Annotated in this window: 14 protein-coding genes; 7 read left to right on the top strand and 7 right to left on the bottom strand. The window is 43.9% G+C overall.

Annotated features, from left to right (window positions below; genetic code table 11):
• Window positions 1–54 precede the first annotated feature (54 nt).
• The 4 genes from NSQ99_RS20810 to NSQ99_RS20795 all read left to right on the top strand — a co-directional run bounded on the left by NSQ99_RS20810 (window position 55) and on the right by NSQ99_RS20795 (window position 3,734).
• Window positions 55–1,041: an aldo/keto reductase gene (locus NSQ99_RS20810; protein WP_340838939.1), complete on the top strand. Its 987-nt coding sequence runs from the start codon at window positions 55–57 to the stop codon at window positions 1,039–1,041.
• Window positions 1,042–1,093: 52 nt separating this feature from the next.
• Complete coding sequence (locus NSQ99_RS20805; protein WP_251670332.1) at window positions 1,094–1,294, top strand: alpha/beta-type small acid-soluble spore protein; 201 nt, start codon at window positions 1,094–1,096, stop codon at window positions 1,292–1,294.
• A 158-nt stretch (window positions 1,295–1,452) separates the two neighbouring features.
• A complete protein-coding gene (gene fabV / locus NSQ99_RS20800) occupies window positions 1,453–2,643 on the top strand; it encodes an enoyl-ACP reductase FabV (protein WP_251670330.1) in 1,191 nt (396 codons plus the stop codon).
• Between the two features lie 155 nt (window positions 2,644–2,798).
• Window positions 2,799–3,734, top strand: a complete 936-nt coding sequence (locus NSQ99_RS20795; protein WP_251670328.1) for a ribose-phosphate diphosphokinase — start codon at window positions 2,799–2,801, stop codon at window positions 3,732–3,734.
• A gap of 148 nt (window positions 3,735–3,882) precedes the next feature.
• Here the strand turns inward: NSQ99_RS20795 and NSQ99_RS20790 are convergent, their stop codons facing one another.
• The gene (locus tag NSQ99_RS20790) at window positions 3,883–4,806 is read right to left on the bottom strand and encodes an aldo/keto reductase (RefSeq protein WP_340838938.1); all 924 of its coding nucleotides are present in this window, start codon (window positions 4,804–4,806) and stop codon (window positions 3,883–3,885) included.
• Window positions 4,807–4,828: 22 nt separating this feature from the next.
• Window positions 4,829–5,836: a Gfo/Idh/MocA family protein gene (locus NSQ99_RS20785; protein WP_340838937.1), complete on the bottom strand. Its 1,008-nt coding sequence runs from the start codon at window positions 5,834–5,836 to the stop codon at window positions 4,829–4,831.
• A gap of 125 nt (window positions 5,837–5,961) precedes the next feature.
• Here NSQ99_RS20785 and nagZ point away from each other — a divergent pair, with 125 nt between their 5' ends.
• Entirely contained in the window at window positions 5,962–7,212 is a 1,251-nt protein-coding gene (gene nagZ / locus NSQ99_RS20780; protein ID WP_340838936.1) for a beta-N-acetylhexosaminidase, read from the top strand.
• Between the two features lie 118 nt (window positions 7,213–7,330).
• Here nagZ and NSQ99_RS20775 read toward each other — a convergent pair whose 3' ends face one another.
• The 5 genes from NSQ99_RS20775 to NSQ99_RS20755 all read right to left on the bottom strand — a co-directional run bounded on the left by NSQ99_RS20775 (window position 7,331) and on the right by NSQ99_RS20755 (window position 13,277).
• The gene (locus NSQ99_RS20775; RefSeq protein WP_340838935.1) at window positions 7,331–9,640 is read right to left on the bottom strand and encodes a septation ring formation regulator EzrA; all 2,310 of its coding nucleotides are present in this window, start codon (window positions 9,638–9,640) and stop codon (window positions 7,331–7,333) included.
• Between the two features lie 84 nt (window positions 9,641–9,724).
• On the bottom strand, window positions 9,725–10,405 hold the full coding sequence (locus NSQ99_RS20770) for a PspA/IM30 family protein (protein WP_340838934.1): 681 nt from the start codon (window positions 10,403–10,405) through the stop codon (window positions 9,725–9,727).
• Window positions 10,406–10,507: 102 nt separating this feature from the next.
• The gene (locus NSQ99_RS20765; RefSeq protein WP_340838933.1) at window positions 10,508–11,389 is read right to left on the bottom strand and encodes an ROK family protein; all 882 of its coding nucleotides are present in this window, start codon (window positions 11,387–11,389) and stop codon (window positions 10,508–10,510) included.
• A 73-nt stretch (window positions 11,390–11,462) separates the two neighbouring features.
• On the bottom strand, window positions 11,463–12,239 hold the full coding sequence (gene murI, locus NSQ99_RS20760; RefSeq protein ID WP_251670315.1) for a glutamate racemase: 777 nt from the start codon (window positions 12,237–12,239) through the stop codon (window positions 11,463–11,465).
• Window positions 12,240–12,302: 63 nt separating this feature from the next.
• Window positions 12,303–13,277 (bottom strand): 2-hydroxyacid dehydrogenase, encoded by a 975-nt coding sequence (locus NSQ99_RS20755; protein WP_340838932.1) that lies wholly within the window; start codon window positions 13,275–13,277, stop codon window positions 12,303–12,305.
• 360 nt (window positions 13,278–13,637) lie between these two features.
• Between NSQ99_RS20755 and NSQ99_RS20750 the strand changes: the two genes are divergently transcribed.
• Both NSQ99_RS20750 and infC read left to right on the top strand, forming a co-directional pair.
• Complete coding sequence (locus tag NSQ99_RS20750; protein ID WP_340838931.1) at window positions 13,638–14,318, top strand: Crp/Fnr family transcriptional regulator; 681 nt, start codon at window positions 13,638–13,640, stop codon at window positions 14,316–14,318.
• A gap of 42 nt (window positions 14,319–14,360) precedes the next feature.
• Window positions 14,361–14,834 (top strand): translation initiation factor IF-3, encoded by a 474-nt coding sequence (gene infC / locus NSQ99_RS20745; protein ID WP_340838930.1) that lies wholly within the window; start codon window positions 14,361–14,363, stop codon window positions 14,832–14,834.
• Window positions 14,835–15,340: the final 506 nt, after the last annotated feature.

The raw sequence follows: 15,340 nt of genomic DNA, 5'->3' as shown, positions 1-15,340 counted from the left end.
TTGTTATAATAATTTTGAGTTGAAATAAATGGAAGAAGAAGGGAGAGATTTCTAATGAAGGACATACCACTTCAAGGTCACGGAATTCCAGCAAGCAGGCTCGCCATCGGGTGTATGGGTTTTGGCGGGTCCTGGGATGAAACAGAGCCTTATACGGCTGAACACAAAAAGCAGCTTGAAGCTGTGGTCGATGCAGCACTTTCTATCGGAATTAACTTCTTTGATCATGCGGATATCTATACAAGAGGTAAGGCTGAGCGAATATTTGGCGAGCTGTTAGCTGCTAGACCTGCTCTGCGTGAGCAAATTATTATCCAGTCAAAATGTGGAATACAACTGGCAGATGGCACTCTCCCCGTCCGTTATAATTTTTCAAAACAGCATATACTGCAGTCGGTTGACGGTATATTAAAGAGACTAGGCACCGAGTACATAGATATCTTACTTTTGCATCGTCCTGACCCTTTAATGGAGCCTGAAGAAGTTGCAGAAGCTATCGATCAATTGAAAGCAAATGGCAAGGTTAAGCATTTTGGCGTATCGAATATGCATAGTGCTCATATCGAATATCTCCAATCAGCGATTCGTGAGCCTCTTATCGTCAATCAGCTGCATCTAAGTCTAGCTCATCGGCACTTTATCGATCAGGGGCTGAATATCAATCGTGACGAAGGTGCTGCAACCAGCTTCGATCCACAATTAATGACGTATATGCAGCAGAAGCGAATGCAAATACAAGCCTGGGGGCCACTTGCGCAAGGGCGATATACTGGAGCTATTCGTTCGGATGCTACAGAAGCTGAGCTGCTTACTGCACAATATATTGAAAGACTAGCAGCTGATAAAGAAACGAGTAAGGAAGCTATATTGCTTGGCTGGCTGTTGAAGCATCCCGCAGGGATACAGCCTGTGCTTGGAACTACAAATGCCTCGCGCGTCATGGCATGTCAGGATGCCGCTTACCAGGCTGAGCAGATGACGCGTGAAGAATGGTGGACGCTATACGCTACCGCAGGAGGCAGCCACAAACCTAGCAAGTAATGTATACTTGCTCCACTTTCTACTCATAATAGCTTAAAAGGAGTGATAGATTATGAGTAAAAAGCAGAAGTTCTCTATACACGAGCTAGCAATTGAGCAAATGAAGCTCGAAATCGCTCATGAGCTAGGTATTCCATTACCAGCAGACGGTTATTATGGTCATATCTCTACTAAAGAGATTGGTACCATAGGTGGCAACCTCACGAAACGACTCGCTCTACTCAGAGAGCAAAGTCTTAACAGTGGCATGTAGTTAAAGCCAGTTAACTTTCAGGCTGCTTTCGCAAGAAAAACCTGATCTTCGAGGGCGCCTGTTAGTTTGCCCTTCCATTATTGCGCAATTATAAGTAAAATAGAGTAATGAACAAGGATATTCATAGAGAATATAAGGAAGAAAGGAATATCTAACCTATGATCATTCAACCAAAAACTAGAGGATTTATTTGTACGACAGCACATCCTGTTGGCTGCGAAAAGCAGGTAGAAGAACAAATCAACTTTGTAAAGCAGCAGCCTGCATTAAATGGACCAAAAAATGTATTAGTAGTCGGCGCTTCAACTGGTTACGGCTTAGCCTCTCGCATTGTCGCAGCCTTTGGATCTCGTGCCAATACGGTTGGCGTGTACTTTGACAAAGGTGCAGAGGGTGTACGTACTGCAACGGCTGGTTGGTACAACTCTGCTGCGTTTGAAGCAGCTGCCGCTAAGGAAGGTTTGAAATCCTTCAGTATCGTCGGTGATGCTTTCTCAGACGAAATTAAAAGCAAAACAATCGATCTGATTAAAACACAATTAGGCAAAGTTGATTTAATCGTATACAGTGTCGCATCTCCACGTCGCGTTCATCCAAAGACTGGAGAAGTGTTCTCTTCCGTTATTAAGCCGCTACATGAAGTTTATACGAATAAAACCGTTAACTTCCATACTGGTGAAGTAACTGAAGCGACGATTGAGCCTGCTACAGAAGATGAGCTAAGACAAACGATCGCCGTTATGGGCGGTGAGGACTGGAAAATGTGGATTGATGCGCTTCAAGCAGCAGATGCGATTACTGAAGATGCGACAACCGTAGCCTATTCTTACATAGGACCTGAAATTACGCATGCCGTCTACCATGACGGAACGATTGGTGCAGCTAAGCAAGATTTGCAGCAAACAGCAGACGTCTTGCATGACCAATTAAAACAAAACGGCGGACGAGCATTTATTTCTGTGAACAAGGCGCTTGTTACTCAATCAAGCTCAGCAATTCCAGTTGTACCGCTTTATATCTCAGCTCTATACAAGGTGATGAAAGAAGCTGGAACGCATGAAGGCTGTATTGAACAAATGTACCGTCTATTCTCAGAACGCCTCTACATTGAAGGTGAAATTCCAGTAGATGACAAACGCCAAATTCGTATTGATGATTGGGAAATGCGTCCTGAAATTCAAGAAGCGGTAAGTAAAACATGGGAGCAGCTCACAACGGAAAACGTATATGAGCTAACTGACCTTGAAGGCTATCGCAATGAGTTCTTTGGCTTATTCGGATTTAACCGCGAAGATGTCAACTATGAAGCCGACGTAGACCCTAGCGTCGATATTCAAAATCTAAAATAAAGAAAGACAACAGTCATAGTAGCCTCCTGCTATTATGACTGTTGTCTTTTTCTTGTTTTTAGGCACCGTAATTTGTTAACCTATTATTAATCTGATAAGATGGAAGTAAATGCAACGTCACATGACGCTCGAATATACAAAGCTTGGAGGATAACATGGCTCAAATAAAAATTTTCTCTGGTTCTTCTAACCGCCCACTTGCACAATCCATATGCGAACAATTGAATGTTCCATTAGGTCAAGCCAACATATCACGTCAACAAAGTGGCGAGATCCATGTCTCCTATGAAGAAACCGTGCGTAACCATGATGTTTTTCTCGTACAGGCACTCTCTCACCCCGTCAATGAGCATTTGGTTGAGCTGCTCATCATGATTGATGCGGCAAAGCGTGCTTCAGCACGATCGATTAATATCGTGATGCCTTATTACGGCTACGCACGTCAGGAACGAAAAAGCAAACCTCGTGAACCGATCTCGGCAAAAATGGTCGCTGATGTATTAACTACAGCGGGTGCTCAAAGAATTATTACGATCGACCTGCATGCCGATCCTATCCAAGGTTTCTTCGACATAACCGTTGACCATCTCACCGCACTGGACATTATCATTAATTACATATGTGAGAAGAGAATAATTAATCCGGTCGTTGTATCACCAGATGCTGGACGAGCTACTGTCGCAGAAAAGCTGGCTGGCTTAATTGATTGTCCCTTTGCCATAATGATTAAAAATCGCCCCGCACACAATCAATCCGAGATTACGCATATTATCGGTGAAGTTGAAGGCATGACGCCAATTATTATCGAGGATATGATTGATACGGGCAGTACAATCGTTAATGTCGTCGAAGCGCTAAAGAAGAAAGGTGCAAACGACGCGTTTATTTGTGCGACCCACGGAATATTCTCAGGCGAAGCGTTACAGAAGCTGGATCACCCGAACATTAATGAGATCGTTATTACGAATACAATACAGCTTGATGAGAATCACTCCGATAAATTCGTCGTTCTAACCGTAGCCCCACTCATCTCCAAAGCGATTCAAATCATTACGGAGGGTGGATCCATTGCGACGTTATTTAAGTCGTAAGCTTAAACTAGATCTCTAGCTTGAATTGAACACGAAGTTATTAACCAATGCTACTCTAAGCTTATTATCTACGCTGCAAAAAAAAGGACCACTCCATCGAGTGGTCCTTCTTTCAATTATATTAATTGTCATACTTTGACGGATTTCATTACGTGCTCTGTGATCCCTGCTCCAGCCAAGCAACCTCTTCAGTCGATAGCTTCAGCCCCATCGCACGAACGCAGGATTGAAGCTCCTCCATCGTCCGTGCGCCCGCAATAATAGCTGTTGGATAGCTCTGATTAGCAACATAAGCTAAAGCAATTTCTGCAGTAGACAACCCCTTCTCTGCAGCGAGCTTCTCAGCACGATCATACTTCGCCCAATTATCATCACTATAAAATACTCTAGCAATATCCTTATCTGTTATAGCGTCTGGAGAGAAACGTCCAGAGAATAAGCCTCTTGCTAGCGGAGACCAGGACAAGCAAGGAAGCATTGTGTTTTCATGCATAGAAGCCATTTCTTCGTCGACATATAGCACACCGTTCCAATACGGCTCTTTGGGCTTAGCAAGACTGAGATTAGGAGAATTGAACGTAAATCCAACTAGTCCATGCTCAGCAGCATAGCGATTCGCTTCAAGTAATCGAGTAGGAGTCCAATTTGATACCCCTATCGCGTGAATCGTGCCTGAATCAATATATTCATTCATCATCTCAACAATTTCACCAACCGTCAGCGAAGCATCATCACGATGCAGGGCATATAGGTCGATGTAATCTGTTCTAAGGCGCTCTAGACTAGTTTGTATCTCAGCATGCAATACATCCCGCTTCAAGCTTGAGATGCCGCCCTTAGTGAATATAACGAGCTCCTGTCGTAAATTTCGCTCTTCCACATAGCGGCCTAATACTGTCTCGCTTTCTCCCCCCGTATAAATATGAGCGGTATCAACCGTATTGCCTCCGATTTCAACAAATTGATCCAGCTGCTCTCTGTTCAGCTCATAGGTAGCAACCTGTAAATAATCTGTACCTTTAATCACTTTAGAAATTGGCTTTGAACAACCTGCTATGCTCATATATTGCATGAAAACACACTCCTTGTTCACGTTATCCGTTTAGTGTGACACGAGTTCCATTCTCAGCTGATTGTAAACATGCTTCAAGCACCTTCATATTAGCAATAGCGTCCTCTAGCGGGAACGGCAAAGGCTGCTCCCCATAAATCGCACGAGCGAACGCATCGGCTTGCAAGGAGTATGTATCCAAGCTCTCAGCCTTCATTTCCTCTACTCCTTGATCAGTATGAAGATAATAATTGCCTTCATTTTCATTTTTACCTAGAAATGCATGAGGAATCTCAATTCTTCCCTTCGTGCCGAGAATTTCCATCGGGTTGCGGAAGGCCGCCCACATGCCGCAATCGAACAATAGCGAGACATCACCAGGAAACTCTACTAGGCCTGCAGCCATCATATCGACGCCACCATGCTTCTCTGAGAACATAGCCTGCATCGTAGCCGCTATTGGTTCAAGATCTAAGAAATATCGTGCAGCGCTGATTGGATAGCAGCCAACATCATATAACGAGCCGCCTCCCCATTCCTTAACAAAGCGGACATTGTCAGTGCTATCACCATTATTGAACGTAAATGAACCTTTAATTAGACGAAGATCTCCGATCGCTCCATCTGCGATGAGCTGCTTAATCCGTTCATAGCGAGGATGATAACGGTACATGAATGCCTCCGCGGCGATAACCCCCATCTCCTTCGACACAAGCAGCATCTCCTCTGCCTCCTTGTGTGTTAAGGCAATTGGCTTCTCGCACAGCACGTGCTTTCCTGCTTTCATCGCTTTAATGGTCCATTCCTTATGCAGCTGATTCGGTAATGGTATGTAAATCGCGTCAAGCTCCTGATCATTTATCAGCTCTTCATAGCTGCCATAAGCTACTGGAATATTTAATTCCTTAGCTGTCTCTAGTGATTTTTCAAGAGAACGACTTGCAATTGCACGGACTTCATTAAGCTGTGAGCCTTGTATACCTGGTACTACTGAACGCTTTGCGATGGAAGCGCATCCAAGCACGCCCCAACGGATTTTTTGATTACTCATTTGTTTCCACTCCATTTCCCATTTGCTTTAGTTGCTTCTCTACGCTAGTGCAGTTATGATGTAAAGGTAAATATTGTTAAGCTAGCTCTTGCTTTATTATACCACTTGTTTGAGAGGTGCGGACATTGAAACATAAGCGGCTGCTTATTTTTTTTAGCACAGCATTAATGCTAGTCATCGTCATCTATGCAGTAACAATGCTCTATAACATAAAACCAGCAGCTCCGACTATTGTGGATACACCGATTGTAGAGCATAAACCTTCCATAGAGCTTGATATCGAGGAACCTATACTCATTGATGAAGAGATTTACGAGGATTCGTATACAGAGCAGCAACCGGATGAAGATATTATTCAACAGGTTGAGGATCGTTTGGCACAGTTAACGTTAGAGGAGAAAATTGGGCAGCTTCTTATTGTTGGTATTGAGGACCGAGCTTCTTCCGTAAGTACTGACACGAGGAAGCTAATTGCTGAGCAGGGCATTGGCAACATTATATTGTTTAAGCGAAATATTGGCTCAGAGCAGCAGCTCACAGCGTTCATCCATGAGCTGAAAAAGCTGCCTTCGAACGATATACCATTGTGGGTAACAATTGATCAAGAAGGCGGAAAGGTTAACCGATTGCCTGAGCAGTTCCCCTCGGCAGGTGAGCTAGGAGAGCTGAATGACACGGCCATTACGCAAGCAAATGGCGACCTAATCGGCAAAGCGTTAGCAGATTTATCCATTGATATGAACTTTTCCCCCGTGCTTGATATTAACAGCAATCCAAACAATCCCGTTATTGGGTCGAGAGCATTTGGAGCAACTGCGGATAGTGTCACTACACATAGCACTGCCATGCTAGAAGGTTTAGGCAAGCATGTACTAACCGTCGGCAAGCACTTTCCTGGACACGGCGATACAACCATTGACTCACATATCGAATTACCTGTCATTGATAAAAGCTGGGATGAGCTTGAACAGCTAGAGCTCCTTCCATTCCGAACAGCAATTGATAATGACATTGACGCGATAATGGTCGGTCATCTATTAGTACCGAAGCTGGATGCAGACTATCCTGCCTCCTTGTCGGAAACGATCATCTCTTATTACTTACGTAAGGTGCTGCAATTTGATGGTCTTATCATTACTGATGATTTAATCATGGGAGGTATTACCGAGCAGTATGAACTGTCTGAAGCAGCTGTTAAAGCCATTCAAGCAGGTAACACGATGCTCATTATCGGACATAAACCTAAGCAGCAGCAGCTCGTTAGACAACGTTTAATCGAAGCAGTCGAGCAGGGTGAAATAGATGAGGCGCTTATCGACGAGCGTGTAAGACTTGTGCTGAGCATGAAGCTGAACATGCAGGCTTATCTTCAATAACCATTGTAAGCTGAGCGAAGAGACAACATTAAACATGGTAAACAGCGACAACGAATGTTTCTAGAGAATAAAAAATAGCCTGTTGAGAAAACTCAACAGGCTATTCAAGTTCAATGGATTACTTAAACCTACCTCCACCGCCTCGAGAGCCGCCGCCTCTGAAGCTGCCGCCACCACCTCGAGAACCGCCGCCTCTAAAGCTGCCGCCGCCGCCTCGAGAGCCACCGCCGAAGCCGCCACCCCCAAAGCCACCACGGCCACCACCTCTGGAGTTGCGATTGGATTGATTCATCACTCTTCTCATCATTTCCATTTGAGCCAATTGACGAAGTCGTTCCTGCTCTGCACGCTCTCTCGCTTCCTTTGCGGCGATTTCTTGAGCTGCAATTTGTCTAAACTGTTCAAACTGATGCTGAGCCTGGATCATATCCTGTCCTAGCTGATCCAGCTTGCGAGGTGTTGCAGATAGCTGTTGTTGAATCTTTAATAGTAGTTCGAGCCCGTTGCTCTCCACACCAGCCATCATACCTTGAATCCGAATACCATTAAGCTGAAGCTGATGTCGAACCTGTTCGTAGCTATGCTTAAGCTGATTAACACGGTCACCATACGATTGATAAGTGCGGTTCAGCTCATAGATGAGCTGTTCGTGCTCCAGACTTTGTGCCTCAAGCTCATTCAATTCGTTCTGTGCTTCCTGCAACAGCTTCTCCGCTTCAAAATAACGCTGTACTTTGATGTCATTGTATTGCTGAGCAAGCTTAACCTTTTGCTCTACTCGAACTAGCTGCTCTGGAATTTGCAGCTGCTTCTGCTCAGCCTCATGCCAATGGAGTCGATCATATTGCTGCTTTGCCTGCTCAATCGCCCGCTCAGCTTGTGGCAAGCGCTCTACACGTAGATCCTTTAAGCCATCCTCTAGCGCTCGCGCGTGCTCAAGATTGCCATCTCGTGCATCAATCGATTTGGTGACATCTGTAAGTGCAGTTTGCAGCCATTGCTCAATTCGGTTTGCACATTCTCTTGCCGACGGTACATCACCAATTTTTAAAGAACGTTCTATCGTAAGCAGCTGCCCGTTCATTGAATCAAACCATTGATAAGGGGAAATTTCCTGCAAAGTCAGCTGCTCCTGCTGGATAAGCAGATCAATTTTGCTCTTTGTTTGTTTAATATGCTCCGGCAGCTTACGCAATGTATCGATGAGATGCTCGTATGCATTTACGTCATCCACCCAGCTTTGTATCGTTGCTTCCTCACTGCTTAGTCGTGTGCTTGCTTCGATGGGGTCGAATGCAAGCGTAGCGTCGATTTGCTCCAGCAGGGTCTCAATATCACGTTGTCTTTCAAACAGCGCTTGAAGCGTTGTTTCTGCATCTGTTGCAATCGACAATAATGCTTGCTTCCCTTGTTCAAAGCTGGATTTTCGCTCTTGTAGTAGTTTTACAGCAGCTGCTTCAATATTTTTATACTTATCAACTACTGCCTGAAGCTCCTCGATCGTTTGATCAATCTGATGTAGCGAACGTTCAAGCGATCTTAAATCTTGCTCTTTCCGCTGTAGCTGGGCCGGACTTAAGCCTTTCCATGCACGAAGCTGCTCAGGATAAGTAGATAGCTGCTGCAGTAAGTCATAAAGGTCATCCTCTACATCTCCTACAATCTCTCGCGATTTACCTTGAGAAAACTTTTTGATCTCATTCATCTCATGGTCTAGCCGCTGCAGCTTCTCTGAAATTTTTTCGTAGTGATCCTCCAACTGTAGCAGAAGCTCTTTCGCGCGCTTACGCTTTTTACGTTGTACGACAACAATCATAATTAACGCAACAACAATAAGTAATCCAAACATGACTAGCATCGCATAGCCCGAGCCCTTACTGCTTGAAGTTGCTGCAGTGTCACCAGCTGGAGCTGCTGGGAGGCTGCTATATTGCTCGAGATAATATGCCAGACCATTGATCGTATCGTCTATCGCTTTGTAATAATTACCTTCTGCAGCATAAGGGTAGAACTGCTGCTCCAGAAAGGTGGTCACGGGATTTCTACCATCCAGCTGCGCATATATTGCCTTCTCCAGCCGAGAGTCGATTTGCAGCTGAAGCTGAACTAATCCATCTCGGTCAGCGATTACAAGCAGGCCTTCATCCGCCCCAAGTCCCCAATCTGTAAATAGCTGCTCACTATAGCCTTCTATTCCTCTTCCATCAAGCGTCTCTACAAGCAATACATTCAGCTTCACACCCTGACGGTACATGCTTGTTTCCAGCGCATTCTTTTCTTGACTAGAGAGTGCCTCGATTTCATCCTGAATATATGTACCATTAGGAGTTATAGCTTGAACAGGCAGAACAAGAATAAGCTGAATACATATGAATACTGCGACTGTTAATAAAACACGAATTAAGCCTTTATTTTTTCTCCTTCTCATCGAGCGACCTCCATAAAGAAAAAGCCTGGTTTTCATAACCTGGCTTTTCCCCCTCTTCCTTCATAGCTATATGAATGGATGACCTTATTTATTTCCATTAAGCTCAGCTTTTAATGCAGCGAGCTCATCATCTATTGCATTAGCTTTAGATGATTTTAGCTGTTCCTCGAACTTCTGATCTAACGATTTATCTTCATTAGCTAATTCGAAAGCAGCGTCCGCCTCGTCATGCATTTTTTTAATTTTTTCCTCCATACGATTGAAGGTAGCACCTACGTCGTTTTTCCCTACACCCTTCATCGTAGAATTAATTTTTTGCTGTGCCTTAGCGGCCTCCGCTTGTGCAATAAGCGTGCTGCGCTGGTCCTTCATCTCGTTAACACGTGCCTTCAAATCACGCAGCTGATCGCGCAGTTTATCCGAAGTAGCCTTCGAACGATTATAGCTATCCTGCACCTTGTCACGTTTCTCCGATTGCTTAGCTTTATCAGCCAATGCTTCTCTAGCGAGCTCCTCGTTACCTGCAAGTAACGCTTGACGGGCTTGAGAGTCACGTTTGGCAACTAGCTCCTCAGCTTCCTTCAATTCACGCTCAAAGCGCTTCTCTACTGCCATCTGAGATGTTACCGCAGCCGTAACTTTTTCAACGTCCTCATCTAACTCGCGTAATACCTGGTCAATAATTTTAACCGGATCCTCCATCTTATCTATCGCAGCATTCACATTTGATTTACCAATACGAAACAATCGTTCAAAAATACTCATTTCAACAACCTCCCCGATTTTTACCGATATTAGTCATACGAAGCTGCTAGCCTTTCGTTTCAAGAAATTACATTAATGGTTTCTTTATGGTTACATTGTTTGTTATTTATTCGCGTTATATTCTAACAAACCAAGGGCAATTGCACCGCTTAACCCCGCATTATCCCCAAGACCTGGCGGAATAATATATTGGTCAATATGCTCAAGTATCATTGAATGCTGAACATATCCATTTAAGTTCCGCTTCACTTCCTCACGAATTAATGGAAACAGCTGTTCTTGATGCATGACACCTCCACCAAGAATGATTCGCTCAGGTGAAAGCAGCAATATTGTCGACATTAGTGCTTGTCCTAAATAGTACGCCTCAAGCTTCCATGCCTCGTGATCCTTGCCTAGCTCATGTCCCTTTACTCCGAAGCGTCGTTCGATAGCTGGACCAGCTGCAACGCCTTCTAAGCAGTCGCCATGGTATGGACAGAAGCCTTCGTATGAATCCTCTGGATGACGTCTAACCGGAATATGTCCCGCTTCAGGGTGTAACAAGCCGTGCACCAGCTTCCCCTCCGTATAAACGCCAACGCCAACTCCTGTGCCGATCGTATAATATACACAGCTATTGAGCCCCTTGGCGCTACCCCAAAGTGCCTCTCCGAGTGCTGCCCCATTAACATCGGTATCAAAACCAATCGGAACATGAATGTACTGCTTAAGCTGACCTACAAAATCTACATTTCCCCAGCCTGGCTTTGGCGTCGAAGTAATATAACCATATGTTTCGCTGTTGCGATTAACATCGATTGGACCAAATGTACCCACACCAAGCGCATCAATTTGCTCTCCTTCGAAAAATTCACGAATTTTAGGAAAGACAATATCCGGAGACTCCGTCGGAAAATTGATTTTTTTCTCAATTACACCATGCTCATTGCCAATTCCACAAATAATTTTAGTTCCACCAGCTTCAATTGCACCAATTCTCACAAAGTGAACCCCCTAGGCTAAATATTAATGTATGATATAAATTGAATAAAAACATGAACAAAGGATGCACTTATCATTCCTGTTGCTGTAAATGATGTAATGCGCTTTCCATTCTTTTATTGTAATCATCTTGATGGGCTGTATTGATAAAGGTAACCTTCCCTGATCCTTTCCCTCTAGCTAAGCCATAGCGATGAAGCTGCGCTGCTAATCTTCGGACCGTGCCCACGCTACCATCAACGATACCGACATGCGACGGTAATATTTCTTGAAGAAGAGGCTTAAAGAATGGATAATGTGTACAACCTAAGACAATCATTCCGTAATGCTCCAAGTTATAGGGAGCAAGCTTATCCATAAAGTACTGCTTAACTTCCTCATCGTGAAACTGCATTCTTTCGCAGTACAACACGAGCTTTTCCATTGGCAGGGAATCTACAATGCCACTATCATCAACTCTTGTGACAAGGGCATAGTACTTCGGCAGTGAGAGTGTTAGTGGTGTGGCAAACACAAGCACTCTTCGTCCAGTGGATGCATTCATCTCTACTGCTGGCTTAACAGCTGGTTCCATTCCTATAATCGGAATGCTTGGGTACCGTTCTCGCAGCAGCTCTACTGCAATACTAGTAGCCGTATTGCATGCTATTACAAGTGCATCAATATCAAGCTTCATCATCTGATGAACCGTTTCAAGAATATAGCCTTGTACATCCTCTTGACTTTTCGTTCCATAGGGAACATTCAGAGTATCCGCCATATACACGTAATCCTCAGTTGGAAGCCTTCTTAGCGCTTCATTGAGAACGGTTAACCCACCTATGCCTGAATCAAAAATGCCTATTGTCATAATTTATCGTTCCCTCTTACATCATCATAAAGTGTTCTCTCTCATCTTTATTCAATTAGTTGATTATTGTGCTAGCTCCGGCACGATATGTGCTTCACCAGTTCCTAGAAGTGCATGCACGAGATTTCTTGCAGCTAGCATCGCCATTTGATCACGTGTTGCCTCGGTTGCAGATCCAATATGAGGAGTCATAACAACTTGATCCATATCTAATAGCGGATGCTGAGCGGGTAGTGGCTCTTGCATGAACACATCTAAACCAGCACCTGCAATAGTATGACTTTGCAGCGCGTGAATGAGTGCCTGCTCATCAACTGTCGCACCTCTAGATGCATTTATAAATATAGCACTTTGCTTCATCATTGAAAACTGCTCAGCGCCTATTAATCCTTTAGTCTCAGGTGTCAATGGAGTTAGCAGCACGATAAAGTCTGAATCACGAAGCAGCTGCTCCATGCTTTTATATTCAATTCCTAGTTCTTGTTCTAATGCAGGCTTGCGAGAACGATTGTAATAGGAAACCTCCATATCAAAGCCAAACTTAGCACGCTTAGTAACTACCTCTCCAATTCTACCCATTCCAATAATTCCAAGCTTTCGATGATGTACATCAAGTCCAAACAGCTTTCTGCCTTCATTTCCTTTCCATTGGCCTTGACGAATAAAGCGATCCAGCTCTGTTATGCGTCGTGCTGTAGAGAGTATTAATCCAACAATAAGATCTGCAACTGTATCATCAAGCACATAAGGCGTATGTGTACCAATCACTCCACGGGCACGCATAGCCGGTATATCAAAATGGTTATAGCCGACACTCATTGTGCTTATAACCTTAAGCTTAGGAGCAGATGTTAGAAGTTCTTCCGTTACTTTCATTGCGCCACTTGTAAAATAGCCTTCTACATCAGTCAAATAAGCTTGTAATCTCGTCTCATCTCGTTTTTCATCGGGCTTCCAAGATAAAACTGAACAGTGCTCCTCTAAATAACTCTTAACGTCCTCAGGCAGTCTACGATCAACAAAAATAAGCGGTTTCATCCCATTCCTCCTCAAAATAGCTACGTTAAGTATATTGGCATTTCGTCATTCTTTAACTAAGTAAAATGTACTAATTTAATCATAGCGGTATCATTTAAGGATTACAACGAAAAAGAGCCCTTTTTTGCCTCAGAGAAGCAGAGAAAAAGCGCTAATTCTTTGTTGATCTATTTTTTTATTGAATAGATTGATAAACGGCGAGCTTATCGTTATCATGAAGATAGTGCGTAGCTAAGCGTTTTCTTAACATTCAATCCTCAAATTCGACCTATAGATATTGCAAAAAGAACGAAGGAGTCGCAAGCACGATTATAAATTTTTAATATAAAAGTGAGGAATCATGGGTTGAAAATTATTGATATGAATAAATTAAGAGCAAATATCCCGTTCTTTAAAGATATTGACCAGGTTTTGCTAGAAACACTTGTACCTTATATGCGTGAAGAAGCTTATAAGAAAGGGAGCGTTATTTTTCATGAGGGAGACGAGGGAAATCAAATTTTCTTCGTACGCTCTGGTATGGTAAGTATCTATACCTCTAACAAAGCTAAACGAATCACGCTAGCGTATCTAGCTAAAGGGGAATATTTTGGAGAGATGGCATTAATGCAGCCAGGTCTATCTCGTTCTGCTACTGCTGAAGCACTGACAGCTGTAAAGGTATATTCACTTCACCGTTCTGATTTTCACCAGCTCGTAGAAAAAGATCGCAATGTTCCGTTTCTTTTGCTGAATTACACAATGGAAAGATTGCGTAAGGCCAATAATCAGATCTATGATTTGACCTTTCTTACGGTACAAAACCGTATCATCCGCCGCTTATTAGATCTAGGTAAAGAGGTCGGATCAACACGCGAGGATGGTACCTGTCATATTCCTGTAAAAATTACACATCAGCAGCTTGCTGATACGGTTGGCGCTGCTAGAGAAACAGTGTCTAAAGTGATGATCGAATTACAAGATCAAGCGCTTATTGAATTAAGCAATAAAAAACTTACACTTCTTAATCCAGAGGCACTCATATCGAAGCTCCATGATTAATTAACTGACACATATTATGCTTAAAATTTAGGAGAGTATACAATGGCTTTAATGATGAATGATAAAATAAAAGCAGCGGAAGTAGAGCTGCTTGATTTAGAAGGACAAAACCTAGGATATCTTGCTACAAAAAAAGCGCTACAGCTTGCTAGAGAACAGCAAGCTGATTTAGTGTGTATCAACATAATGAGCAGCCCCCCACAATGCCAGCTCATCGCTCGCGGAAAAGCGAAGCAGGTCGTTCAGCCCAAATCCTCCGCTCCAAAAAAGGAAAAGGAAATCAGACTGACACCGACCATTGAGCAGCACGACTATGATACGAAGCTTAAGCAATGTGAAAAGCTGCTGCAATCCGGACATCCCGTAGCCCTTGTTATCAAGCTAAGCGGAAAGCAAGGCCCTCAAGCAAAGGCATTGCTAGAGCAAGTCATTATAGACCTGAAAGCTTATGGAAAGGCAGCAACGGGCATTCAACTCAGCGGCAAACAAGCAGCCGTAACAATCCTGCCATCATAGCGGTTGCCCGAAGGCGCCCAGCGGAGTAATCGGTGAGGGGCACCTTCACAGCTACTACCCACAATCGCTCCAGCGGAGTAAACGGTGAGAGCACTTCACAGCTACTACCCACAATCGCTCCAGCGGAGTAATCGGTGAAGGCACTTCTAAGATACTACCCGCAATCGCTCCAGCGGAGTAAACGGTGAAGGCACTTCTAAGATACTACCCCAATCGCTCCAGCGGAGTAAACAGTGAGGGACACCGAAGCAATTACCCAAACAACGCTCCAGCGGAGTAATCGGTGAGGGGCACCTTCACAGCTACTACCCGCAATCGCTCCAGCGGAGTAAACGGTGAGGGCACTTCACAGCTACTACCCTCAAAGACGCCCAGCGGAGTAAACAGTGAGAGTGAAAAAGCGAAGCGGTTGCCTTTGTCCTCTGATTTCTACAACAGATGATTATTCGAGAAATCAGAGGACAACAGCAATTGGAACCTCACTGTTTACGGAGCGATGAAATCAG

The organism is Paenibacillus sp. FSL W7-1287, assembly GCF_038004245.1.
Taxonomy (GTDB): Bacteria; Bacillota; Bacilli; order Paenibacillales; family Paenibacillaceae; genus Pristimantibacillus; species Pristimantibacillus camelliae.
Note: the sequence above shows the minus strand (reverse complement) of the source record. Positions and strands in the feature narration are given on the sequence as shown.

Bases quoted from the DNA above. Each gene is read 5' to 3' on its own strand.
- NSQ99_RS20810 (WP_340838939.1), top strand. From the start codon at position 55: ATGAAGGACATACCACTTCAAGGTCACGGAATTCCAGCAAGCAGGCTC.
- NSQ99_RS20805 (WP_251670332.1), top strand. From the start codon at position 1,094: ATGAGTAAAAAGCAGAAGTTCTCTATACACGAGCTAGCAATTGAGCAA.
- fabV (WP_251670330.1), top strand. From the start codon at position 1,453: ATGATCATTCAACCAAAAACTAGAGGATTTATTTGTACGACAGCACAT.
- NSQ99_RS20795 (WP_251670328.1), top strand. From the start codon at position 2,799: ATGGCTCAAATAAAAATTTTCTCTGGTTCTTCTAACCGCCCACTTGCA.
- NSQ99_RS20790 (WP_340838938.1), bottom strand. From the start codon at position 4,806: ATGCAATATATGAGCATAGCAGGTTGTTCAAAGCCAATTTCTAAAGTG.
- NSQ99_RS20785 (WP_340838937.1), bottom strand. From the start codon at position 5,836: ATGAGTAATCAAAAAATCCGTTGGGGCGTGCTTGGATGCGCTTCCATC.
- NSQ99_RS20775 (WP_340838935.1), bottom strand. From the start codon at position 9,640: ATGAGAAGGAGAAAAAATAAAGGCTTAATTCGTGTTTTATTAACAGTC.
- NSQ99_RS20770 (WP_340838934.1), bottom strand. From the start codon at position 10,405: ATGAGTATTTTTGAACGATTGTTTCGTATTGGTAAATCAAATGTGAAT.
- murI (WP_251670315.1), bottom strand. From the start codon at position 12,239: ATGACAATAGGCATTTTTGATTCAGGCATAGGTGGGTTAACCGTTCTC.
- NSQ99_RS20755 (WP_340838932.1), bottom strand. From the start codon at position 13,277: ATGAAACCGCTTATTTTTGTTGATCGTAGACTGCCTGAGGACGTTAAG.
- NSQ99_RS20750 (WP_340838931.1), top strand. From the start codon at position 13,638: ATGAATAAATTAAGAGCAAATATCCCGTTCTTTAAAGATATTGACCAG.
- infC (WP_340838930.1), top strand. From the start codon at position 14,361: ATGGCTTTAATGATGAATGATAAAATAAAAGCAGCGGAAGTAGAGCTG.